Source organism: Rugamonas brunnea (assembly GCF_014042345.1).
GTDB lineage: Bacteria > Pseudomonadota > Gammaproteobacteria > Burkholderiales > Burkholderiaceae_D > Rugamonas > Rugamonas brunnea.
On the sequence record NZ_JACEZT010000004.1, the window covers coordinates 265,999 to 288,796 of the forward strand.

Genomic DNA, 22,798 nt, shown 5'->3' on the forward strand with positions numbered 1-22,798 from the left:
ATTGATAAATAGCAGTTTGATATTTCACAAAAGAAGAAGACGCCCATGCCTAGTTCATCGCCCCTCTCCCGCACCCGTTCCCCCCTCGTCGTCGCGCCGCTCGCCGCCCTGATCGGCGCCGCGCTGGCGGGGCAGGCTCAGGCAGCCCTGAGCGACACCATCCATCCGTTCGTCTCCGTGCTCTACAGCTACGAGGACAACCTGCTGCGCTTGCCCGATGGCGTGCCCGGCCCGGCCGGCAGCCGTTCCGATTCGCTGACCCAGTTGCAGGCCGGCCTGCTGTTCGAGCGTCCCGTCGGCCGCCAGCGCTTCACGGGCCAGGCCAAGGTGTCGCGCGTGACGTTCGACCATTACGACCAGCTCAACTACAACGGCAAGGATTTCCAGGCCGAGTGGGAATGGTACCTGGCGCGTGACTTCTCCGGCCACATCGGCGCCAGCTATGGCCAGGTGCTGACCCCGTTTACCGACTACCACAGCGGCGACCGCAACCTGCGCACCACGCGCCGCGAATACGCCGACGGCAACTGGCGTTTCCACCCGAGCTGGCAGGTGCACGCCGGCGTGTCCACCACGCGCTATTCGTATGACCTGGCCAGCCAGCGCTACATCGACCGCACCGAGGATTCCAGCGAGCTGGGCGTGGACTACCTGGCGTCGAGCGGCAGCCGCTTCGGCGTGCTGGGGCGCCACCTGCGCGGCAGCTACCCGAACAAGCCGCTGCTGATCGACGGCAGCGTGCTCGACTATGGCTACAAGCAGGATGAACTGAAGGCCAACATCTTCTGGGTCGCCAGCGGCGTGACCCAGGTGCAGGTGCTGGCCGGCTGGGCCCGCCGTGAGCACGCCTTCTTCACCGACCACAATTCCAGCGGCCTGAACGGCCGGATCACGGCCTACTGGCTGCCGCTGGGCAAGCTCAAGTTCAACGCCAGCGTGTGGCGCGAGTACGCGGCCGTGGAAAGCACGCTCGTCAGCAGCAGCCTGAACAAGGGTGTCAGCGTGGGCGCGGGCTGGGACATCAGCGCCAAGCTCAAGGCCGACGCCACCGTGCGCCACGAGAAGCGCGATTTCAGCACCGTCAGCCCGGTCGTGTTGCTCGGCTCGCCGACCGACACCGGCAATTTCGCCTCCATGGGCCTGACCTATACCCCGCTGAACTATGTGCAACTGAATACCAGCGTGTTCCGTGACCAGCGCACTGGCAGCGCCTACATCGGCACCGGCAGCTACACCGCCAAGGGGATCTCGTTCGGTGCGACGGGGCAGTTCTGAAGCAAGCCATGACCGTAAACGATATACCCTTAATTTCCTTTTTTCAGCGCATCCTCGATCCACTCATCATCATGGGTACCCTGTACCTGTTCTCGATGATTTATGCGGAGCCCTTCACCGGGTATTCGCTGGTGCTGATGGTGTTGGCGTTTTTTGTCTCCTCGTCCGTGTACCAGCATGTGGACCCGTACCGCACCTGGCGCAGCGGACGCATGCTGGCCTATTCGCGCGACATCGTGGTGGGCTGGGTGGTCACGGCCCTGATCCTGGTGTTCCTCGGCTCGATCAGCGGCCTGGCCTACCATTATGACCAGACCGTGGTGTTGTCTTGGTTCGTGGCCACGCCGTTCGTGCTGCTGACCAGCCACCTGGCCGCGCGCGTGCTCGGCTCGGACCCGGCCAAGGCCAGCGAGGTGCGCTCGGTGATCATCGTCGGCGCCAACGACGTGGGCCTGAAGTTCGCCCGCACCATCGAGCGCCATCCCAACCTGTTCATGCGGGTGCACGGCTTTTTCGACGACCGCACCGAGGACCGCTGGCCGCACGAGATGCAGCACCCGATGCTGGGCCGCATGGCCGACATCGCGGCCTACGTGCGCGCCAACCATGTGAAGATGATCTTCATCAGCCAGCCGATCTCGGCCCAGCCGCGCATCCGCAAGCTGCTCGACGAACTGCAGGACACCACGGCCTCGGTCTACTTCCTGCCCGATATCTATGTGTTCGACCTGATGCAGGCCCGCTTCGACAACGTGGGCGGCATGCCTGTGATCGCCATCTGCGAGACGCCGTTCACCGGCTTTAACAGCATGATCAAGCGCGCCAGCGACATCGTGCTGGGCACGCTGATCCAGATCGCGCTGCTGCCGCTGATGCTGGTGATCGCGCTGGCCGTCAAGTGCACCTCGCCCGGCCCGGTGATCTTCCGCCAGCGCCGCTACGGCCTGTATGGCGAGGAGATCATCGTCTACAAGTTCCGTTCCATGACGGTGGCCGAGGATGGCGCCAACGTGGTGCAGGCCACCAAGAACGACCAGCGGGTGACCAAGGTGGGTGCGTTCCTGCGCAAGAGTTCGCTCGACGAGCTGCCCCAGTTCATCAACGTACTGCAGGGGCGCATGAGCATCGTCGGGCCGCGCCCGCACGCGGTGGCCCACAACGAGCAATACCGCAAGCTGATCAAGGGCTACATGCTGCGCCACAAGGCCAAGCCCGGCATCACGGGCTGGGCCCAGGTCAACGGCTTCCGGGGCGAGACCGAGACGCTGGACAAGATGGAGGCGCGGATCCGCTACGACCTCGACTACCTGCGCAACTGGTCGCTGTGGCTGGACATCTGGATCATCCTGCGCACGGTGAAAGTGGTGCTCAAACGCGACAACGCGTTCTGAGCGGCGCCGCCGCGGACGTTTCCTTATGGAAATAATAGCTGCGGCTGGTATAGTATTCACGATAACTTGTTTGCTTTATTGACAAGCGCGTGGACAGGTCCCATACTGCCCACGCAAAAAAACCTGGGGCAGGCCTGCGCTCCAGTTACCGTAGACAGGGTAGGATTGAACAATTGGTAGTCGCGTGCGGTGGGCCGGTGCCGTGTGTCAGCCCGGCCGCTTGAAAAAATGTATCCAAAGAGGAAAAAATCTTGAACTATTCTGATCTTGCAGGCTCGAGCGAGAGCAAACGGGGCAACGCGCGCCAGCGCTTGCTGCAGCTGGGCGTGGCGCTGGCCGTCGCGGCCAGCCTGTCCGCCTGTGGCAACAAGGAAGAGAAAAAGACGGGGCAGGCCCTGGCCAGCGTCAACGGCGAGGAAATCACGCTGTTGCAGCTGAACGAGGAAATGCAGCGCTCGGGGGTGCAGCCGGCCCAGCAGGACAAGGCCCGCAAGCAATTGCTGGAAGCGCTGATCGACCGCCAGCTGCTGCAGAATGAGGCCGTCAAGGACAAGACCGACCGTGATCCCAAGGTGGTGCAGGCGATCGAGCGGGCCAAGGCCCTGATCGTGGCCCAGGCCTACATGCAAAAGCGCATCGGCACCCCGGCCCGTCCCACCAAGCAGGAAGTGGCCGACTACTTCGAGAAAAATCCCATCTTCTTCAGCAACCGCAAGGTGCTGGTCATGAACGAGCTGGTGGTGCCGGCCACCGACATGAACCAGGACCTGAAGAACGTGATGGACAGCGCCAAGACGCTGGAGGACGTGGGCGGCTGGCTTGACAGCCACAAGGTCAAGTTCACCCGCAGCCAGGTGGCGCGCGCCACCTCCGACCTGCCGGCCGAACTGGCGACCAAGCTGCTGTCCATGCCCAAGGGCCAGCTGTTCATCATCAACGAGGGCGACCACGCGCTGCTGGTGACGATCGCCGAAGTGCGCGACGCACCCGTGACGCTGGACGTGGCCTCGCCCCAGATCGAGCAATTCCTGTTCAACAAGAAGAACAAGGATGCGGCCGACGCCGAACTGGCCCGCCTGCGCGCGGCGGCCAAGATCGAATACCTGAACGGCGCCGAGAAGCCGGCCCCGGCCGCAGCAGCGGCAGCGCCGGTCAAGACGGACGCGGCCACCGAACGCGGCGTGGCCGGCCTGAAGTAAGCACGGTGCGTCCCGGCCCGTGGCGCGGCGCACCGCCGCGCCACTAGCCGGGGCGCAGCCGAATGAGCCGGGCCTGGCCCGCAACCGCAACTCTGTATGGAATTTGGCAACTATGATGAAACGATGGACCACTTGGATGATGGCGGCGCTGTGCGCCTTGTTGATGACGACGGCCGGCGCGGCCGAGGTGCTGCTGGGCGCCGGTGACGTGATCAAGGTTTCCGTGTACGGCAACCCCGACCTGGGGCTGGAGACGCGCGTGAGCGAGGAGGGCAACATCACCTTCCCGCTGGTGGGCACGGTGCCCGTGGGCGGCCTGTCGGTGTCGGGCGCCGAGAAGAAGCTGTCCTCGCTGCTGGAAGGCGGCGGTTTCCTGAAAAAGGCCCAGGTCAACATCATCGTCACCTCGCTGCAAAGCCAGCTGATCTCGGTGCTGGGCCAGGTGAACCGCCCGGGCCGCTACCCGCTGGAAGGCAAGCGCACCGTGGTTGACCTGCTGGCCCAGGCCGGCGGCATCGCCCCTGACGGCGGCGACACGATCAGCCTGATCCGCCGCCGCGACGGCAAGACCATCAAGGAGACGCTGGACCTGGACGCCATGGTGCGCGCGGCCGACTTCTCCAAGGACCTGGACCTGGTCGGCAACGACATCATCTACGTGGAACGGGCGCCGCGCTTCTACATCTACGGCGAAGTCCAGCGTCCCGGCACGTTCCGCCTGGAGCGCTCCACCACGGTGCTGCAGGCGCTGTCGATGGGCGGCGGCCTGACGGCCCGCGGCACCGAGCGCGGCATGCGCATCAAGCGCCGCGACGCCAACGGCAAGCTGCAGATCATCGACGCCAAGCAAGACGACATCGTGCAGGTGGACGACGTGGTGTATGTGAAGGAAGCCCTGTTCTAAGCCGCCGCGCGCCGGCGGCCCTCCCCGACGATATGAAAGTTTCGATATGAATGCCTCATTGTTTCTGCTGATCCTGCGTGCGCGCATGCGCATCATCCTGGTCACGTTCTTCGTGACGGTGGTGGCCACCGTGCTGGTGAGCCTGTTCCTGCCCAAGACCTACACCGCCACCAGCACCGTGGTGATGAACACCAAGGGCACCGACCCGCTGACGGGCATGACCTTGCCCGGCCAGCTGCTGCCCGGCTACATGGCCACCCAGGTCGACATCATCAGCAGCAAGAACGTGGCGCTGCGCGTGGTCGACCAGCTCAAGCTGGCCCAGAGTCCGGCCGTGCTGGAGGAGTTCAACCGCGCCACCGAAGGCAAGGGCAGCGTGCGCGACTGGCTGGCCGACCTGCTGCTGCGCAAGCTGGACGTGGCGCCGGCCCGCGAAAGCAGCGTGGTCGACATCATCTTCAAGGGCGCCGACCCGCAGTTCGTGGCGGCCGTGGCCAATGCCTTCGCCGAGGAATACCAGCGCGTGAGCATCCAGCTCAAGGTCGATCCGCTGAAGAAGGCGTCCAGCTATTTCGACGAGCAGATGAAGACCCTGCGCGACAACCTGGAAACGGCCCAGAGCCGCCTGTCCAAGTACCAGCAGGAGCATGGCATCGTCAGCGTCGACAACCGGCTCGACGTCGAGACCAACCGCCTGAACGACCTGTCGGCCCAGCTGGTGGCGGCCCAGGGCCAGGTGATGGAGGCGCAGTCGCGCCAGCGCATGGCCCACAGCGACGGCGCCGAATCGCCCGACGTGGCCTCCAACGCCCTGATCCAGAACCTCAAGATCAACCTGGGCAACGCGGAAGCGAAGCTGGCCGAAGTGGCCCAGCGCCTGGACCGCAACCACCCGCAATACCAGAGCGCCAAGGCGGAAGTGGAAAAGCTGCAGCGCGATCTGAACACCCAGCTGGCGCTGACCTCGCAAAGCGTGGGCAATAATGCCCGCATCCTGCAGCAGCGTGAGGCCGCCATTCGCGAAGCGTTCACCGAACAGCGCGCCAAGCTGCTGGAACTGAACCGCGGGCGCGACGAGCTGAACGTGCTGTCCAAGGATGTCGAGAGCGCCCAGCGCGCCTACGACGTGACTGCCCAGCGCTTCGCCCAGACCAAGATCGAATCGTCGTCCGAAACCTCGGACGTGATGATCCTGAACCCGGCCGTGCCGCCGGTGGACGCGTCCAGCCCCAAGATCGCGCTCAACATCGCGCTGTCGGTGGTGCTGGGCGGCTTGCTGGGCGTGGCGTTCGCCATCCTGGCCGAGATGCTGGACCGCCGCGTGCGCACCGATGCCGACCTGGCCTCGCTGGACTTGCCCCTGCTGGGCGAAATCGACTGGAAGGCGTCGCAACGCCCGCGCAAGGGCTGGCTGCGTTCGTCCATGCCCAGCCGCCTGCGCTTAAACTAAGAGAGCAACCATCATGAGTGTACCTATGCATACCCTGAGCCCGGCCCCCACCGGCGCCGAGCGCGCCAGCGCCAGCGGCGAACATGCGAGCATCGGCAGCGTGCTGCTGGAAATGGGCAAGATCACCCCGGAGAACGCCGAGCGCGTGCTGCGCATGCAAAAGGAGCTGGGCATCCGCTTCGGCGAGGCCGCCATCAAGCTGGGCCTGATCACGGACGCCGACATCCAGCAAGTGCTGGCGCGTCAGTTCGACTACCCGTATCTGCTGGAAGGGGAGAGCAAGTTCTCGCCCAAGTTGGTGGCCGCCTACCAGCCGTTCACGCCGCAAGTGGAAGCGCTGCGCGCCGTGCGCAGCCAGCTCATGCTGCGCTGGTTCACCCAGGGCCGCAAGGCGCTGGCCGTGGTCAGCCTCGATGAAGAAGACGGCGGCAGCATCTTCGCCGCCAACCTGGCCGTGGTGTTCTCGCAGCTGGGCGAACAGACCCTGCTGGTGGACGGCAACCTGCGCGCGCCCAGCCAGCAGCAGATTTTCGACCTGGGCAACGGCCTGGGCCTGTCGGACATCCTGGCCGGCCGCGCCGGCCAGGAAGCCGTGTCGCGCATCGATTCGTTCGTGGCGCTGTCGGTGCTGCCCTCGGGCACGCTGCCGCCCAACCCGCAGGAACTGCTGGGCCGCGACACCTTCCGCAACCTGAGCGCCGACCTTGAACAGCGCTACGACGTGGTGCTGTACGACGCGCCGCCGTTCGCCACCGGTGCCGACGCCTTGCCGCTGGTGGCCCGCGCCGGCGGCGTGATCATCGTGGTGCGCAAGAACCGTTCGCGCTACAACGACATCGCCGCCCTCAGCGACCGCATCGCCCAGAGCGGCGCGCAGATCGTCGGCACCGTGCTGGTTGACCACTGATGGACCGTTCGACCGTGCCGCTGTCGGCGCCGCCCGTGCAGGGCTGGCGCGCCGCCTTGCCGGACCTGTGGCCGATCGCCATCGGCTTCGCGGTGCTCTACGTGCCCACCTTCTACGGCCTGATCACGGGCATGTGGGCCACCGAGGAGCAGGCGCACGGCCCCATCATCCTGGCGCTGTCGCTGTGGCTGGCCGCGCGCCTGTGGCCGGCGGCCGCGGCCGCCCCGCGCGGCGGCCGGCTGGCCCCGTACGCGGGCTGGGCGCTGGCCCTGTTCTCGCTGCTGCTGTACGTGGTGGGGCGCTCGCAGGACATCACCTCGTTTGAACTGCTGTCGTTCATCACCATGCTGGCCGCCATCCTGCTGCTCAAGCGCGGCGCGCGCGCGCTGGCCATCCTGTGGTTCCCGTTCTTCTTCATGCTGTTCCTGGTGCCGTTGCCGGGGCCGTTCGTGAGCATGGTCACCATGCCGATGAAGATGGCGGTGTCGTACGTGACCGAACACTTGCTGTACCTGGCCGGCTATCCGATCGCCCGCAGCGGCGTGATCCTGCAGATCGGCCAGTACCAGCTGCTGGTGGCCGACGCCTGCGCCGGCCTGCAGACCCTGCTCACGCTGGAAGCGCTGGGCCTGTTCTACCTGAACCTGGTGCGCCACCCGTCGGCGTTCCGCAACATCACGCTGGCCTTCCTGATCATCCCGATCTCGTTTACGGCCAACGTGACGCGGGTGATGGTGCTGTGCCTGATTACCTATTACTTCGGCGACGCCGTCGGCCAGGGCTTCCTGCACGGTTTCGCCGGCATGGTGCTGTTCATGACGGCGCTGGTGCTGATCCTGAGCCTCGATACCCTGATCCAGTGGCTCGACAAGCGGCGCCGGCGGCCGGCCGTGACGGCCGTGGGAGGAAAACCATGAACAAGTCCTTCGCCGCCAGCGTCGTGCTGGGTGCGCTGATGATCTCGTCGGCCGGGCTGACCAAGGTGGTCACGCCCACCGTCAAGCTGGCCGATTCGGAAGCCAAGTTCAACCTTGAGACGGCCATCCCGGTCGCGTTCGGCGACTGGCAGGTGGACCGCCAGATCGTGCCGCTCAAGGTCGACCCCGAGCTCGAGCGCAAGCTCAACAAGCTGTACAACCAGACCCTGGCGCGCACCTACGTCAACAGCGACGGCCAGCGCATCATGCTGTCGATCGCCTATGGCGGCGACCAGAGCGAAGGGCTGGGCTTGCACAAGCCGGAAGTGTGCTACGTGGCCCAGGGCTTCCAGATCCAGGCCGACGCCACGGCCCGCGTCGACAGTGGTTACGGCCAGTTGTTCGTCAAGCGCCTGATGGCCGTGGCCGGCGAGCGCAATGAACCGATCACCTACTGGATCACCATCGGCGACAAGGTCATCAAGCCCGGCATCGACCAGAAGCTGACCCAGTTGCGCTATGGCCTGACCGGCGTCATCCCCGACGGCATGCTGGTGCGCGTGTCGACGCTGGACACCGACACGGCGGCCGCCTACCGGCTGCAGGACGCCTTCGTCCGCGCGATGCTGCAATCGGTCGATGCGCGCGTGCGCGCGCGCCTGATCGGCACCATCGATGCCTGAGCGAGGAGTGTCGATGTTCGCCCGTTTCAAACGCAAGACCCGCGCCGCGGAAGGCTATTTCGAGCGCACGCGTGCGCCGCGCGCCATCACCTGGGTGCTGCTGGCGGCCATGATGCTGCTGGCGCTGTTGCTGGGGGCCGTGATCGGCCTCAGCTCGCCCGTGCTGCTCACCATACTGGGCGGCAGCATCTTCGTGCTGCTGTTCTTCATCCTGCTCGATTCCTACCAGATGCTGCAAGCCATGCTGGTGCTCACCTTCGTGATCCAGGGCATGGCCGTGTACTTCCTGCGCAACCGCCAGGCGCCGTGGGTGGTGGTGGGCCTGGCCGTGATCTTCCTGATGCGCGCCATGATGGACATGACCTTCAGCCGGCGCGACCAGGCCAAGCCCGTGATCGGGCGCGCCGACAGCGGCGCGCTGGTGGCGCTGCTGCTGTTCGTCGTGTGCTTCTTCGTCAGCGCGCTGCTGAACCGCGCCAAGCTGGCCCAGCTCGTGGTGGCCATCAAGTCCACCCTGCCCATGTTCGGGGTGTTGCTGGCGCTGGCCTGGATGTACTGGCAACCGCAGCGGCTGCAGCGCATCTGGACCATCATGGTCGGCGTGATGCTGGTGCAGCTGCCGGTGGTGTTCTACCAGCACTTCTTCGTCTCCACCCGGCGCACCCAGGCCTCGCACGATGCCGTGGTCGGCACCTTTGGCGGCAACCCCGACGGCGGCGGCAACAGCGCCATCATGGTGATGTTCGTGATCGGCATCATGGCCTACGCCATGGCGCGCTGGGACAAGGGCCTGATGGGCCGCAAGATGATGGCCTTCATCTGCGCCATCGGCCTGGCCATCATCCTGCTCGGCGAGGTGAAGGCGGCCTTCATCTGGCTGCCGCTGGCTTCGTGCTTCGTGCTGCGCCAGCGCGTGATGAAGAACGTGATGTCGTTCGTCGTCTATTCCATCCTCGGCGCCGCCCTGTGCACCACCATCTACCTGACGTATGACGCGCTGTACTGGGGCAAGCTGATCGACAAGCACAAGGGCGTGAGCGCCAAGCTGGAGGCGGGCGGCGGCTACTTCTTCGATCCGCGCAGCGTCAATTACGAGACCGGTGAAGTGGGGCGGGGCGCCTCGCTGGCGATCTGGGCCGGCGACCGGCTGGCCAGCATCCCGACCCGCCTGATCGGTTATGGCCCCGGCGCCATCAAGTCCAGCTCCGGGCTGGGCATGGGACCGCTGTACAAGCGCTTCGCCCCGCTGCACGTGGACGTCACCACGATGGCCGTGCTGCTGTGGGACGTGGGCCTGATCGGCACGTTCGCCTACCTGGCCATCCTGCTGTTCGGCTTGCGGGCCGGCTGGCGCCTGCTGGTCTCGGGGCGCGGCGACCCGGCCCAGCAAGCGATGCTCGAAGCGAGCGTGGCCAGCCTGATCATGTTCCTCAGCCTGACCATCTACAACCGTACCCTGATGGACGACCCCGGTGCGGAACTGTTCTTCGTGCTGTGCCTGGGCTGCGTGATCCAGCTCAGCCGCTACAGCCCGGCCGCGGTCGCCGCGCCGGCCCGCACGGCGCCGGTGGCCGGCCGGCCGGCCCTGCGCGGCGCCCGGCCGGCGGTGGTACGTTTGGCGCGACCCGTCCATGGATGACAATCCCTACCAGGCGGCACGTGTAGTCCGGCAGGCAAAATGGTTCGCGGTGGCAAGGATACTGAGCGCCGCCGTGGCCCTCATCTTCCAGTTCCTGCTGGTGCGCCACCTGTCCGTGGCCGACTACGTGTCCTACACCATCCTCACGGCCGCCAACGGCATTCTGGTGCTGGCCACCCAGTTCGGCATGGACCGCACCGTGTACCGCTTCGTGCCGCCGCTGCGCGAGCGCGGCCAGTGGCGCGAGCTGCTGACCTTCATGCTGGGCCTGCTGGTGACGCGCCAGGCCGCCATCCTGCTGCTGGTGGCCCTGTTCGGCGCGTTCGGCGCCCTGGTGCTGCCGGCCCAGATCGACGCCGAAGTGCGGCGCCTGCCGTGGCATTACCTGTGGTACGCGGTGGCCGTCGGCTGCACCGATTCGCTGGCCATCTTCTGCAACAGCGTCGGCCTGCAGGGCCGCCAGGCGCTGATGCTGACGGCCATGACCACCGGCCGCATGGTGCTGTGCGTGGCCTTGCTGTGGTGGTCGGGCGCGCTCACGGCCGTGGCCGTGGGCACGGTGCTGGTGGCCACCGAGCTGGCGCTGGCGGCGGCCATGCTGGCGCTGCTGCTGGGCGAATACCGGCGCCGGCGCCAGGGGGCCACGCTGGCGCACGGCCGGCCGTGGGCGTTCGGCTTCACCTGGCGCGAACTGCTGGTCGACAGCCTGAGCACGCAACTGACCTACATGCTGAGCCTGCCATTCCGCGGCGGCGTGCTCAAGCTGATCGTGGGCGCCATCGCCACGCCCGTCGTGACGGCCTCGTTCGGCTTCTTCCAGACCATCGCCGACCGCGCCTACCAGTTCATGCCCATCTTCATGATGAAGGGCATGCTGGAGCCGGCCCTGGCCAGCGATTACGCGCTGCGGCGTGACATCGGCCGGGTGCAGCTGACCGTGTCGATGCTGATGCGGCTGAACTTCGTGATCCTGGCGTTCGCGCTGGCCGTGCTGCTGGGCTGCGGCGAACCGCTGATCGACTGGGTCACCAACGGCCGCTACGGCCGCGAAGGCCTGGTGGCCGGCCTGCTGCTGGTGCAGCTGGGCGCCATGACGGTGGGCGAGGCGCTGTGGGTGGGGCTGAACCCGCTGGGCCGCATCGCCCACCACAACAAGATTTGGGTGTGGGCGGCCGCCATCTGCTACGGCGCCATCGGCCTGGCCGCCGCCGGGCGCAACACGCCGGCCCTGATCGTGGTCAGCGCGTTGCCCTATGTGCTGGTGTATGGCTGGCTGCGCTGGGTCAGCGCCGAGCCCATGCTCGAACACGACCTGGGCCTGCGCTCGTTCTGGCGCCTGGCGCTGCCCATGGGCGCGGCCTTGCTGATGGCGCGCCTGGTGCTGGCCGGCGGCGACGGCCACGTGGGCGTGACGCTGTCCCTGGCCGCCGCCAGCGTGGCCTTCCTGGCCGCGCTGCGCCAGGCGCGCCTGTTCCGCCGCGCCGAGCTGCTGGAGATCGAGCAGATCTCGCCGCGCCTGGCGCGCCTGTTCAAATACGTGGCCCCCGTCTGAAGGGGCCGGTTCCCGGCCACTTGCCGTCTTTGGAGAGACCATGCGTATCGCTTACCTGATCCTCGCGCACGACCAGCCGGCCCTGTTCGGCCGCCTGCTGCACGCCGTCGCCGGCCCCGACGCGGCCTGTTTCGCCCATATCGACGCCAAGCACGACCCGGCGCCGTTCCGCGCCGCGGCCGGCGACGTCCCGGTGCGCTGGGTGGCCGCGCCCGTCAAGGTCAACTGGGGCGGCTATTCGCAAGTGCAGGCCATGCTGTCGCTGATCGCGCTGGCCCATGCGCACGGCCCCTTCGATTACTACCTGTTCCTGAGCGGGCGCGACTATCCGATCCGGCCCGACGCCGAGTTGCGGGCCTTCCTGGCGGCCGGCGCCGGCACCAGCTACATGAATTTCTACCCGCTGGTCGACGGCACCGATTTCGTGCACAAGGTGCGCACTTACTGCTACTACGACTGGTATGCGCGCCTGCCCACGCGTTTCCTGCGGCGCGCCGCCAACCGCGCGGTGCGCACCATCAGCGGCTGGCTGCCCGCGCGCCGCTTCGTCGACGGCATGACGCCGTACCGCGGCTCGACCTCGTGGTGCCTGGCCGGCCCCGTGATCGACCATGTGCAAGCCTTCCTGGCCGGCCCGCAGGCGCGCGCCTACACGGCCTTCTTCAAGTCGGTCAACTGCTGCGACGAGATCTTCTTCCAGACCATCGTGCTCAATTCGCCGCTGCGCCACACGCTGCGCTACTACGAGCGCGACATCGCGAGCCGCCGTCCGGGCGAGATGAAGAACGAGAACAAGGCCTCGCTGCACTACATCGACTGGAACCCGGCGCGCGAGGACCCGGCCATCCTGGGGGCCGACGACTTCGCGCCCATGCAGGCATCGGGCAAATTCTTCGCCCGCAAATTCGATGAACGCCGCTCGGCCAGCGTGCTCGACCAGATCGATGCGCTGCGTGATGCACCGGCCGTGCCGGCTGTGCCGGCTGTGCCGCGCGGCAGCGTGGCCTGAGCCACGCCCCCAAGGACAGCGCTATGTTGCCAAAACGTTTTGAATTTCTGGATGGCATACGCGGCATCGCCGCCATCTTCGTGCTGATGCGGCACACCAGCACGCTGTGGAATTTCCCCGTCTACCGCAGCTACCTGGCGGTCGACATCTTCTTCATCCTGAGCGGCTTCGTGATCGCCCACGCCTACGATCGGCGCCTGGCCACGGGCGCGCTGGCCTGGCGCCGTTTCGTGCTGATCCGGCTGATCCGCCTGTATCCGGTGTTCCTGCTGTCGCTCTTGCTGTGCGGCGCGCTGTGGGCCGTCAAGATCGTGCACCAGGACGTGCCCGACTATGGCTTGCTGGCGCAACTGGCCGTGGCCATGCTGCTGCACGCGCTGTTCCTGCCGGCCCACATGGGCGCCAGCACGGCCCTGTTCCCCGTCAACGGCCCGTACTGGTCGCTGTTCTTCGAGCTGGCGGCCAACTTCCTGTACGGCGCCGTGCGGCCCCTGATGTCGCGGCGCGGCAACATCGTCATGTTGATTTGCAGCAGCATCGTGGTGGCCGGCGTCGGCTATCGTCAAGGCAATCTTGATTTTGGTTACGACTGGGGCCTGTGGTCCATGGCCGGTGGACTGGCGCGCGCCTTGTTCGGCTTCTTCTTCGGTTTGTTGCTATATCAATCACATGAGGCGTTTTTGCAACGGCTGCGCGGACGGCTGTCGCCCTGGGTGGCGATCGTGGCCGTGGCCGCCGTGCTCGCTTCGCCGGGCGCCGGCGCGCTCGACCCGTGGCTGGACATGGCGGCCATCGTGCTGGTGTTCCCACTGTGCGTGCTGGTGGGGGCGCAGCGTCCGGCCACCACGGGCGGGCTGACGCAGGCCCTGATGGTGTTGGGCGCGGCCAGTTATCCGCTGTACGTGATGCACCGCCCGGTGGCGCAATTACTGCACGGGGTGCTGGGCCGCCTGCCGGCCCCGCTGGGCGGACTGGTGCTGACGGCGCTGGTGGTGATGTTGTCGGTATGGATAGAAAAGCGCCTCGACATCCCGCTGCGGCGCGCGCTGACGGCCAGGCTGGTGCAGGGCGGTGGCGCGGTGGCCGAGGGGCGGGCCGCCGGCAGCCAGCGCTGACTGATGCCTGTTCGGCTATAGGGAAAAATGATCGGCCCACCATTGATGCTTGATTATAGCTAAATTGACTATTATTAATGCCATGTGGTAATAAATTTGATCTCGAAGCCTTATTTTCGAACTGCAACTGTGTATAATGATCTGTGCGTTTATGGTCTGTTCATGGCCATCATGCACCCGTAATCCGCAGAACCGAATTTGTTGCAAATGCCGGGTGGGCTCACGCTCCCAAAGTCCATTCTCTGTTGCCTTGGAGGCTAATGATGAATCTCAATAAACATGTACTCTGGACCGCGGCGGCCGCCCTGATGGCGACCCTGTGCGGCCAGGCGCGGGCGGACTGGGCGCAGGCGGCCACACCGCTGGAAATCAAGACGCTGCCGGCCAACCTGGCGGCGCAGCCACAGAATCCGCCCACCTTCTCGTGGTCGCGCTACTCGACCAGCCCGCCGTCGTACACGATCGAAGTGTATTCGAACGGCGCACTGGTGACGACCTACACCTCGTATCGTAACTGGTACATGCCGTCGCGCGCGCTGCCGGCCGGCACCTACAGCTGGCGCGTCACGCCGACCACGGTGACCGACTGGTCGACCATGCGCAGCTTCACCATCAATGCCTCGTCGCAGACTTATGAGGTGCCGGAGAATGCCGACCTGCGGGCCCGCATCCTGCAGCGCGCCCGTCCGCGCGCCCTGCAGACCTTGCCGCTGTACTCGACCTGGAGCGGCGGCCTGCTGACCGAACGCGGTCCGGCCGTCACGGCGCTGACCAAGGAAGTGCAGTACCAGATCACCTACCTGCCCATCATCTCGGACACCCAGTGGACGCTCGATACGAGCACGGTGACGACGACGGCCCAGGCGGCCCAGATCGCCGACATCCGTAACCAGCTGGGCAAGCAGGGCCGCCAGCTCGAGGCCTCGGCCTTGCTGTACAAGCTCACCGGTTCGCAACAGTTCCTGACCGAGGCCCTGCGCCGCGGCGACGAACTGGCCGCCTTCAACCCGCTGGGCCCGACCAACTATTACCAGCAGGACCAGGCACCGTTCGCCATCGCGTCGGCCCTGATCCGCGCCTACGATTGCGTGTCGAACGTCATCGACCCGACCCGCAAGGCTGCCTGGCTGGCCTCGGTGGCCGCCTACACCAACCAGATCTACGGCGACCTGTCGCAATACAACGGCCGCATCGACCAGTATCCGTTCGACTCGCACGCGATCAGCAACACGGCTGGCGTGGCCCTGATCTCGACGCTGGCCGTCGGTGACATTCCGGACGCCACGGCGTGGTTCGATTTCGCCTTCCGCTCCTATGTCAGCTCGCTGAGCGTGTGGAGCGGCCCCGAGGGTGGCTTCGCCAACGGCACGGCCTACGGTGAGTTCGCCGTCGACCTGTACATGCAGGTATGGCAGCCGGCCCTGCAGGCCATGGGCCTGGACCTGTACGGCAAGCCGTGGTCGCGTGGTTTCCTGAACTTCTTCATGTACTTCGTGCCGCCGGGCCAGACGTCGCACGTGTTCGGCGACGGCCATGAAGTCAAGCCGACCTCGCAGGTGATGAAGGCCTACGCCAGCAATTTCGCCACCCCGGCCGCGGCTTGGTACGTGAACAACCAGCCTGGTACCTACGACAACCTGACGCTGCTGCGTTCGCCGTATCCGCTGCCATCGTCGAGCGTGACGGCGGCCGCGCCGACCGTGAATGCCTTCATGCTGCCGACCATCGGCTGGGGCGCCATGCACAGCAAGCTGGCCGATCCGGGGCGCACCTCGGTCTACTTCAAGTCCAGCTCCTACGGTTCGTACAACCACAGCCATGGCGACCAGAACAGCCTGGTGGTGATGAGCGGTGGCTATCCGATGCTGGGCGAGGGCGGCTGGTATGACTACTATGGTTCGCCGATGTGGACCTCGTGGTACCGCACCACCAAGGCCCATAACGCGCTGACCTTCGACGGCGGCATCGGCCAGACCGTCACCGGCGGCAACCTGTCGATTATCAACGCCACGGGCCGCATCAACGCCTTCTCGACCTCCTCGGCCATGGACTACATCGAGGGCGACGCGACGCCGGCGTACGGCGGCCTGCTGAGCTCGGCCGTGCGCAAGGTCTGGTACCTGCGTTCGCAGGACGAGATCGTGGTGCAGGACCTGGCCAAGTCGGCCAATGTCCACAAGTACGAGTGGAACTACCACACCTTCGGTACGCTGACCTACGACCCGACCACCATGAAGTCGTCGATCGCCTACCAGGGCCGTACGCTGTGCCTGCGTCCTATCGTGACGACCGGCCTGGTCTACAACACGGTGGCCAACCTGCCGCAGATGACCGGCCGCACCGAGTCGCAAGGCGTGTACAGCTTCGGCACGGCGGCCACCAATGGTGAGTTCCTGATGCTGATCGATCCGGGTTGCAAGAACCCGACCGTGACGCTGACCACCACCTCCACCGGCCGTACGCTGACGGTGGGCAGCCAGGCCATCACCCTGCCGAAATAAGTCAGTCCTAAGGCATGACCCCGATGGCGGAACAGCAGCGATGTTGTTCCGCCATTGTTCGTTTACGGGGCCGCCTTCATGGCGCGGCGCGGGCGATGGCGTGGTAGGTCTGGCTGAGCGCGTCGGCGATCACGCGGTAGCTGCGGTGCGCCTCGATCCAGGCGCGCCCGCCGGCGGCGCGCTGGCGGGCCGCCGCGGGCGCGTCGAGGATGGCGGTGAAGGCTTCGGCGATGGCTTCGGCCGTGCTGGCGGTGAGCCAGCCGGCGCCGCTGGCCGACAGCACCTGCAATTGGTCGGGCGTGTCGTTGCCGATGGCGGGGATGCCCAGCGCCATGTATTCGAGCAGCTTGGTGGGCGAACTGACGTCGAACAGCTTGCCGCGCGGGATGTAGGAAACGGCCGCGTCGGCGTCGGCCACCAGCGCCTGCGCCTCGGCCGACGGCAGCCAGCCGGTGAATGTGACGGCCTCGCTGACGCCGATGCGCGCGGCGTGAGCGCGCAGCTCGTCCAGGTCGGATGGCGTGGGCGAGCTGCCGATCAGCAGCAGCCGGGCCGTCGGATAGCGGCGTCGCACCAGCGCCAGCGCGTCCAGTACCAGCGGCAGCTGCCGCGAGCGGTCCAGTGTGCCCAGGTAGGCGAGGGTGGGCGGGTGCGGGCGCGCCGTGCCGGCCGTCGCCGCGACGGCGGCGGGGGCGGCGCTGGGGACGGACCCGCGCAGGGTTTCCATGTCCACGCCCATCGGCACGGCCGTCAGCCGTTCGGGGGCGATGCCGCGCGCCACCATGTGCGCCTTCATGGCTTCGCTCTGCACGAACACATGCTGGGCCCGCGGCAGCAAGACCTTGTAGAACAACTGCTTTTCCAGCAGACCCTTGCCCAGCGCCAGGTAGTAGTACAGCCGGGGCCGGATGGCCAGCTCGGCCCGGGCCCGCTCAATGCGGCCGTCGCACATGAGGAAGGAGACCCAGTACGTGAACGGAATTTTTTTCCAGCGCGCCAGCAACAGCGTGGCCAGGCCGATCGACACCATGTCGCGCACCTGGATCACGTCGTAATCGCTGTGGCGGGCGTGGCGCACGCTGTGCAGGCACAGCTTGAGGAAATCCCATTCGCGCTGCCAGCGCCGGCCGCGCGCCGTGGCGCGCCGCACCGAGGCGAAACCCTGCTCGGGCATGGGGGCGTCGTCGGCCGCCTTGCCGACGATGTCGCAGGCGACGCCGTTACGGGACAGGTATTTGCCGAACAGGACGGTGACGTCGGCGCGGTAGGAGGGCAGCGGTTCGGGAACCAGTTGCAGGATGCGGAGCGGGGCTTGCTTGATCAATGAATTGGCCTTGACGGGGCGCCGGCGCGGGCCTGGACAGACCGGCACGCTAGCGAACGGTGGACACGGAGAAAGTTGAGTATACTTGAAATTTAGGCATGAAGTTCAAATCGGCAAGGCAATCGTGACGGGTTGACAGCACGGCTGTGCTCGTGGATACTTTGTTAATTAATTATGTTAAAATTGCAACGCACGCTGGCGTGCGTTCAATCTTCTAGGCTGCTCCATGATCAAGGTTTTTCGGCTGGCGTCGTTGCTGCACAGGCACGGCATCCCCTGGCTTCCCCGTCTGCTGTATGGCTTCAATCGCATCGTGTTCGGCATCGTGCTGCCGCCCAGCGTGCAGGTGGGGCGCGACGTGCGTTTCGCCTACAGCGGCCTGGGTACCGTGGTGCATGCCCGGGCCCGTATCGGCGACCGCGTCAAGGTCGCCCAAAATGTCACGATAGGTGGGCGTTCCGGCCACCACGAGGTGCCCGTAATCGAGGATGATGTGGAGATCGGCGCCGGCGCCTGCGTGCTGGGTCCCGTCACGATAGGGCGCAACGCCCGCATCGGCGCCAACGCCGTGGTGCTGCAGAATGTTCCGGCCGGCATGATGGCGGTCGGGGTGCCGGCCACCGTGCGGCCCGTGCGCGGCCAGGAAACGGCCTGAATGCCGTTGTCCGGCTATCGCAGCGCCGCCAGGCCGTGTCCCAGCCGCTCCGGCCCCGGCTGGGCGGCGCGCAACCGTAACCAATGACATGAAATCTCAGTCCGACTTCTATCTGCCCTCGCTGGACGGCATCCGCGCCTGCGCCGCCGTGCTGGTGTTCATCAGCCATGCGGGCTGGGGCGACGCCATTCCCGGCGGCTTCGGGGTGACCGTGTTCTTCTTCCTGAGCGGCTACCTGATCACCACCTTGCTGCGCATGGAGTACGAGCGCGGCCACACCATCGATTTCCGCAACTTCTACTTGCGCCGCGTGTACCGCATCTTCCCGCCCATGTATTTCGTGCTGCTGGTGGTGCTGCTGGCGTGCGCGCTGGGCCTCACGGCGCAGCGCGGCGACGTGGCCGGCCTGCTGGCCGAGATGACGCAAGTGACCAATTACTACATCCTGCAGGTGCCGCACCCGCAACTGGTGCCGTTTACGGGCACCTACTGGTCGCTGGCCGTGGAGGAGCATTTCTACATCCTGTTCCCGGCCCTGTACCTGTTTTGCGCGCGGCGCTGGCGCAACGACCGCATCGCGGCCGTGTTCCTGGCCCTCTGCGTGGCCGAGCTGGCGTGGCGCTGCCTGCTGATCTATGGCTGGCATGTCAGCGACGACTGGACCTACCTGGCCAGCGACGCGCGCATGGACAGCCTGCTCTATGGCTGCACCATGGGCGTGTGGCGCAATCCGGCGCTCGACGGCGTGCGCCGCGACCGCGCGCGCTGGCAAGATGGCGCCGTGCTGGCCGCCGCGCTGGCCCTGCTGGCATTCTGCTTCCTGTACCGCGACGCCCAGTTCCGCGCCACCTGGCGCTACACGCTGCAAGGCGTGGCGCTGTTCCCCCTGTTCTGGTACGCCGTGCGCTACCCGCACTGGCCGATGTTCCGTCCGCTTAACACGGCGCCCGTCAAGCTGCTGGGCGTGCTGTCGTACGCGTTCTACCTGTCGCACCTGATGTGGATCGGGGCCGCGGAAACGCTGGTGCGCGGCAAATTCGCCGTGGCGGCGCTGGCCTTCGTGTTGACGGTGGCGTTCGCCTATGCCATGCACCGCCTGATCGAGCGCCCGTTCGCCGTGCTGCGCCGCAAATTGCACCAGCCGCGCGCGCGCCACGCGCCGGCCGCCTCCGTTTGAACCGAGCCTGGAGTAAGTCTGAGTAATGAAGAAAATCGTCATGATCGGGACCCGATTCGACACCATGGGCGGCATTTCGTCCGTCGTCAACGTGTACCGCGCGGCCGGCCTGTTCGACCGCTATCCTATCCGCTACGTCGCCACCCATGCCGATGGCGGCGCCGCCACCAAGGCCCTGATCGCCTTGCGCGCGCTGGCCACCTTCATGTGGCTGCTGGCGACGGGCCAGGTCGGCCTGCTGCACATCCACGTGTCCTCGCGCGCCAGCTTCTGGCGCAAGCTGCCGTTCTTCCTGCTGGCCCATGCGACGGGCCGGCCCACCATCGTGCATATCCACAGCGGCGCCTTCCATACCTTCTATGACGGTTGCGGCAAGCTGGGCAAGGGCCTGATCCGCTACGTGCTCGACCATGCCACCCGCGTGGTGGTGTTGTCGCAGACCTGGAAGCGCTGGGTTGAGAGCGTGAGCAGCAACCGCCACGTGACGGCCATTTACAACCCGGTGCTGCTGGCGGCCGGCGCACCGGCCACGCCGGCCGCGCAGCCGACCGTGCTGGTGCTGGGCCGCATCGGCAAGAACAAGGGCAGCTACGATTTGCTGGACGCGGCGCGCCGCATCCATGACGACATTCCCGGCCTGTCGCTGCAGATGGGCGGCGACGGCGAGCTGGAGCAGATGCGCGCGGCCGCCGCCGGCGCCCACTTGGCCGATTGCGTGCAACTGCTGGGCTGGGTCAGCGGCGATGCCAAGCAGCAGGCCATGGGCCGGGCCCGCGTCTACGCGCTGCCGTCCTACAACGAGGGCTTGCCGATGAGCGTGCTCGAAGCGATGGCGGCCGGCTTGCCGGTGGTGACCACGCCCGTGGGCGGCATCCCGGAAGCGGTCACCGATGGCGTGGAAGGCTACCTGATCACGCCCGGCGACGTCGACGCGCTGGCCGACCGCCTCAAGCGCCTGCTGCAGGATGGCGCGCTGGCTGCGCAGATGGGCCAGGCGGCGCGGCGCAAGATCGAACACACGTTTTCCACCGACGTCATCCTGCCGCGCATCGGCGCGCTGTACGGCGAACTGGGCATGGGAGGCGCGCGATGACCAGCCTGGCCTGGAAAGTCAATCGCCTCAAGCTGATGGGCGTGCCCGAGATCGCCTGGCGCGTGCGCCAGCTGTTGCAGAAGAAGGCCAGCAAGTTCGGCCTGGGCCTGGTGGCCAGCGTGCCTGCGCCTGCCATGCCGGCCGCCGCGCCGGCCGTGTCCTTCCTGCCCGCCGACGTGGCCTGCGCCGACCCGGCCGCCCTGTGCGCGGCGGCCAATGCCATCCTGGCCGGGCGCTGGAACGTGTTCGCGCTGCGCGGCGCCGCGCTCGGCTTTCCGCCGCGCTGGAACCGCGATCCCAAGACGGGCACCGAGGCGCCGATGGGCCTGGGCAAGGCCATCGATTACCGCAGCGAACGCGTGGTGGGCGACATCAAATACCTGTGGGAGCCGAGCCGCCACCTGGAGCTGGTGACGCTGGCCCAGGCGTGGAAGGTGACGGGCGAGGAGCGCTATGCCGAGGGCGCGCGCTTGCTGCTGAGCTCGTGGTTCGAGCAGTGCCCGTATCCGCGCGGCGTGCATTGGACCAGCTCGCTGGAACTGGCGGTGCGGCTGCTGAACTGGGCCTTCGCCTGGCAGTTGCTCGGCGGCGCCGATTCGCCGCTGTTCGCCGGCGCGGCCGGCCAGCGCTTCCGCCGCCAGTGGCAGGACAGCGTGTACCAGCATTGCCATTTCATCGCCGGCTATTTCTCGCGCCATTCGTCGGCCAATAACCACCTGTTCGGCGAATACATGGGCCTGTTCGTGGCCAGCCTGGTGTGGCCGTGCTGGCCCGCCAGCGCGCGCTGGCGCTCGCTGGCCCAGCGCGGCCTGGAGCGCGAGGCGCTGTGCCAGAACACGGCCGATGGCGTGAACCGCGAGCAGGCCGTCTATTACCAGCACGAAGTGATGGACATGATGCTGCTGTGCCTGCTGATCGGCCGGGCCCACGGCGTCGCCTTCTCGCCCGCCTACAACGAGCGGCTGGAGCGGCTGGCCGAATTCATCGCCGCGCTGATGGATGCGGACGGCAACGTGCCGATGACGGGCGACGCCGACGACGCGCAGATGGTGCGCCTGTCGCACGAGTCCGGCTGGTCGCCGTACCGTTCGCTGCTGGCCAGTTGCGCCGTGCTGTACGGGCGCGCCGACTTCAAGCGCAAGGCCGGCCGGTTCGACGACAAGAACGCCTGGCTGTTCGGCGCGGAAGGGCGGCGGCGCTGGGACGCGCTGGCCGTGGCCGGCCCCGAGCGGCCCGTGCTGGCCTTCCCCGAGGGCGGCTACTACCTGCTGGGAACGGACTACGGCACGGCGCGCGAAGTGCGGCTGGTGGCCGATTGCGCGCCGCTGGGCTACCTGTCGATCGCGGCCCACGGCCATGCGGACGCGCTGGCGTTCACGCTGTCGCTGGGCGGCGAAGAAATGCTGGTCGACCCCGGCACCTACGCTTACCACACGCAGAAACTGTGGCGCGATTATTTCCGCAGCACGGCGGCCCACAACACGGTGCAGGTCGATGGCCAGGACCAGTCCGAGATCGGCGGCAATTTCATGTGGCTGCGCAAGGCCCAGGCCCGCCTGCTGGCCCACGCGCCCGACGGCGCCGTGCAGACCTTCGCCGGCGAGCACGACGGCTACACCCGGCTGGCCGACCCCGTGCGCCACCAGCGCGAGGTCGCGTTCGATACGACATGTCACCGTATTGTTATTAAAGATATATTACAATGCCGGCGGGAGCATCAGGTAGCCCTGCACTGGCACTTCGCGGAATCATGCCAGGTCACGGCCGACGGCGCGCAGCTGCAGGCCCGTGGCGCGCGCCATGGCCTGGCCATGCGCTGCGCGTTCGGCGCCGGCGTGCGCCTGCTGCGCGCCAGCGAGGCGCCGCCGGCCGGCTGGATTTCCCGCACGTTCGACAGCAAGACCCCGATTACCACCGCCGTGTGGCAGGGTGCCATCCATGGCACGACAGAAATTGTGACTGAGATTGACTTGCGCATCGCGCCGGCATCGACCACTTATTGAGGAG

At 66.7% G+C, this 22,798-nt stretch carries 18 protein-coding genes; 17 read left to right on the forward strand and 1 reads right to left on the reverse strand.

Annotation, left to right across the window (positions count from 1 at the left end; translation table 11 throughout):
* The first annotated feature begins 45 nt into the window (after nt 1–45).
* The 13 genes from epsL (at nt 46) to H3H37_RS08725 (ending at nt 16,542) form a co-directional block, all read left to right on the forward strand.
* Nucleotides 46–1,275 carry an XrtB/PEP-CTERM-associated polysaccharide biosynthesis outer membrane protein EpsL gene (gene epsL / locus H3H37_RS08665; RefSeq protein WP_182161428.1) on the forward strand — a complete coding sequence of 410 codons (1,230 nt, stop codon included), beginning with the start codon at nt 46–48 and terminating at the stop codon, nt 1,273–1,275.
* A gap of 8 nt (nt 1,276–1,283) precedes the next feature.
* Nucleotides 1,284–2,666, forward strand: a complete 1,383-nt coding sequence (locus tag H3H37_RS08670) for an undecaprenyl-phosphate glucose phosphotransferase (RefSeq protein ID WP_182161430.1) — start codon at nt 1,284–1,286, stop codon at nt 2,664–2,666.
* Nucleotides 2,667–2,917: 251 nt separating this feature from the next.
* Nucleotides 2,918–3,865: an EpsD family peptidyl-prolyl cis-trans isomerase gene (locus H3H37_RS08675; protein WP_182161432.1), complete on the forward strand. Its 948-nt coding sequence runs from the start codon at nt 2,918–2,920 to the stop codon at nt 3,863–3,865.
* A 115-nt stretch (nt 3,866–3,980) separates the two neighbouring features.
* Nucleotides 3,981–4,769: a polysaccharide export protein EpsE gene (epsE, locus tag H3H37_RS08680; protein WP_182161644.1), complete on the forward strand. Its 789-nt coding sequence runs from the start codon at nt 3,981–3,983 to the stop codon at nt 4,767–4,769.
* Nucleotides 4,770–4,815: 46 nt separating this feature from the next.
* On the forward strand, nt 4,816–6,219 hold the full coding sequence (epsF, locus tag H3H37_RS08685) for a chain length determinant protein EpsF (RefSeq protein WP_182161434.1): 1,404 nt from the start codon (nt 4,816–4,818) through the stop codon (nt 6,217–6,219).
* A gap of 25 nt (nt 6,220–6,244) precedes the next feature.
* A complete protein-coding gene (epsG, locus tag H3H37_RS08690; protein WP_229218737.1) occupies nt 6,245–7,126 on the forward strand; it encodes a chain length determinant protein tyrosine kinase EpsG in 882 nt (293 codons plus the stop codon).
* The gene (xrtB, locus tag H3H37_RS08695; protein ID WP_182161438.1) at nt 7,126–8,043 is read left to right on the forward strand and encodes an exosortase B; all 918 of its coding nucleotides are present in this window, start codon (nt 7,126–7,128) and stop codon (nt 8,041–8,043) included. Before epsG ends, xrtB begins: the two co-directional genes overlap by 1 nt.
* Complete coding sequence (gene epsI, locus H3H37_RS08700) at nt 8,040–8,726, forward strand: exosortase-associated protein EpsI, B-type (protein WP_182161440.1); 687 nt, start codon at nt 8,040–8,042, stop codon at nt 8,724–8,726. Before xrtB ends, epsI begins: the two co-directional genes overlap by 4 nt.
* Before the next feature lie 13 nt (nt 8,727–8,739).
* On the forward strand, nt 8,740–10,365 hold the full coding sequence (locus H3H37_RS08705) for a hypothetical protein (protein ID WP_182161442.1): 1,626 nt from the start codon (nt 8,740–8,742) through the stop codon (nt 10,363–10,365).
* Nucleotides 10,358–11,917 carry a lipopolysaccharide biosynthesis protein gene (locus H3H37_RS08710; RefSeq protein WP_182161444.1) on the forward strand — a complete coding sequence of 520 codons (1,560 nt, stop codon included), beginning with the start codon at nt 10,358–10,360 and terminating at the stop codon, nt 11,915–11,917. Before H3H37_RS08705 ends, H3H37_RS08710 begins: the two co-directional genes overlap by 8 nt.
* Nucleotides 11,918–11,957: 40 nt before the next feature.
* Nucleotides 11,958–12,926, forward strand: coding sequence for a beta-1,6-N-acetylglucosaminyltransferase (locus tag H3H37_RS08715; protein ID WP_182161446.1), 969 nt, complete (start codon nt 11,958–11,960; stop codon nt 12,924–12,926).
* Nucleotides 12,927–12,949: 23 nt separating this feature from the next.
* Nucleotides 12,950–14,041 (forward strand): acyltransferase family protein, encoded by a 1,092-nt coding sequence (locus H3H37_RS08720; protein WP_182161448.1) that lies wholly within the window; start codon nt 12,950–12,952, stop codon nt 14,039–14,041.
* A gap of 263 nt (nt 14,042–14,304) precedes the next feature.
* A complete protein-coding gene (locus tag H3H37_RS08725) occupies nt 14,305–16,542 on the forward strand; it encodes a DUF4962 domain-containing protein (protein ID WP_229218738.1) in 2,238 nt (745 codons plus the stop codon).
* Nucleotides 16,543–16,618: 76 nt separating this feature from the next.
* Here the strand turns inward: H3H37_RS08725 and H3H37_RS08730 are convergent, their stop codons facing one another.
* Nucleotides 16,619–17,866: a glycosyltransferase family 4 protein gene (locus H3H37_RS08730; RefSeq protein WP_182161450.1), complete on the reverse strand. Its 1,248-nt coding sequence runs from the start codon at nt 17,864–17,866 to the stop codon at nt 16,619–16,621.
* A 226-nt stretch (nt 17,867–18,092) separates the two neighbouring features.
* On the opposite strand from H3H37_RS08730, the gene H3H37_RS08735 reads away from it, so the two are divergent.
* The 4 genes from H3H37_RS08735 (at nt 18,093) to H3H37_RS08750 (ending at nt 22,794) form a co-directional block, all read left to right on the forward strand.
* The gene (locus H3H37_RS08735) at nt 18,093–18,521 is read left to right on the forward strand and encodes a serine O-acetyltransferase (protein ID WP_182161452.1); all 429 of its coding nucleotides are present in this window, start codon (nt 18,093–18,095) and stop codon (nt 18,519–18,521) included.
* Between the two features lie 88 nt (nt 18,522–18,609).
* A complete protein-coding gene (locus H3H37_RS08740; RefSeq protein WP_182161454.1) occupies nt 18,610–19,698 on the forward strand; it encodes an acyltransferase family protein in 1,089 nt (362 codons plus the stop codon).
* A gap of 40 nt (nt 19,699–19,738) precedes the next feature.
* The gene (locus tag H3H37_RS08745) at nt 19,739–20,791 is read left to right on the forward strand and encodes a glycosyltransferase family 4 protein (protein WP_182161456.1); all 1,053 of its coding nucleotides are present in this window, start codon (nt 19,739–19,741) and stop codon (nt 20,789–20,791) included.
* Nucleotides 20,788–22,794, forward strand: a complete 2,007-nt coding sequence (locus H3H37_RS08750) for a heparinase II/III family protein (protein WP_182161458.1) — start codon at nt 20,788–20,790, stop codon at nt 22,792–22,794. The genes H3H37_RS08745 and H3H37_RS08750 overlap by 4 nt, the downstream gene beginning before the upstream one ends.
* The last annotated feature ends 4 nt before the right edge of the window (nt 22,795–22,798 follow it).

Excerpts from the sequence above, each read along its gene's own strand:
- H3H37_RS08745 (WP_182161456.1), top strand. The coding sequence starts at position 19,739 with ATGATCGGGACCCGATTCGACACCATGGGCGGCATTTCGTCCGTCGTC.
- xrtB (WP_182161438.1), top strand. The coding sequence starts at position 7,126 with ATGGACCGTTCGACCGTGCCGCTGTCGGCGCCGCCCGTGCAGGGCTGG.
- H3H37_RS08710 (WP_182161444.1), top strand. The coding sequence starts at position 10,358 with ATGGATGACAATCCCTACCAGGCGGCACGTGTAGTCCGGCAGGCAAAA.
- H3H37_RS08670 (WP_182161430.1), top strand. The coding sequence starts at position 1,284 with ATGACCGTAAACGATATACCCTTAATTTCCTTTTTTCAGCGCATCCTC.
- H3H37_RS08725 (WP_229218738.1), top strand. The coding sequence starts at position 14,305 with ATGAATCTCAATAAACATGTACTCTGGACCGCGGCGGCCGCCCTGATG.
- H3H37_RS08735 (WP_182161452.1), top strand. The coding sequence starts at position 18,093 with ATGATCAAGGTTTTTCGGCTGGCGTCGTTGCTGCACAGGCACGGCATC.
- H3H37_RS08705 (WP_182161442.1), top strand. The coding sequence starts at position 8,740 with ATGTTCGCCCGTTTCAAACGCAAGACCCGCGCCGCGGAAGGCTATTTC.
- H3H37_RS08750 (WP_182161458.1), top strand. The coding sequence starts at position 20,788 with ATGACCAGCCTGGCCTGGAAAGTCAATCGCCTCAAGCTGATGGGCGTG.
- epsL (WP_182161428.1), top strand. The coding sequence starts at position 46 with ATGCCTAGTTCATCGCCCCTCTCCCGCACCCGTTCCCCCCTCGTCGTC.
- epsF (WP_182161434.1), top strand. The coding sequence starts at position 4,816 with ATGAATGCCTCATTGTTTCTGCTGATCCTGCGTGCGCGCATGCGCATC.
- epsI (WP_182161440.1), top strand. The coding sequence starts at position 8,040 with ATGAACAAGTCCTTCGCCGCCAGCGTCGTGCTGGGTGCGCTGATGATC.
- H3H37_RS08720 (WP_182161448.1), top strand. The coding sequence starts at position 12,950 with ATGTTGCCAAAACGTTTTGAATTTCTGGATGGCATACGCGGCATCGCC.
- epsE (WP_182161644.1), top strand. The coding sequence starts at position 3,981 with ATGAAACGATGGACCACTTGGATGATGGCGGCGCTGTGCGCCTTGTTG.
- H3H37_RS08740 (WP_182161454.1), top strand. The coding sequence starts at position 18,610 with ATGAAATCTCAGTCCGACTTCTATCTGCCCTCGCTGGACGGCATCCGC.
- epsG (WP_229218737.1), top strand. The coding sequence starts at position 6,245 with ATGCATACCCTGAGCCCGGCCCCCACCGGCGCCGAGCGCGCCAGCGCC.
- H3H37_RS08715 (WP_182161446.1), top strand. The coding sequence starts at position 11,958 with ATGCGTATCGCTTACCTGATCCTCGCGCACGACCAGCCGGCCCTGTTC.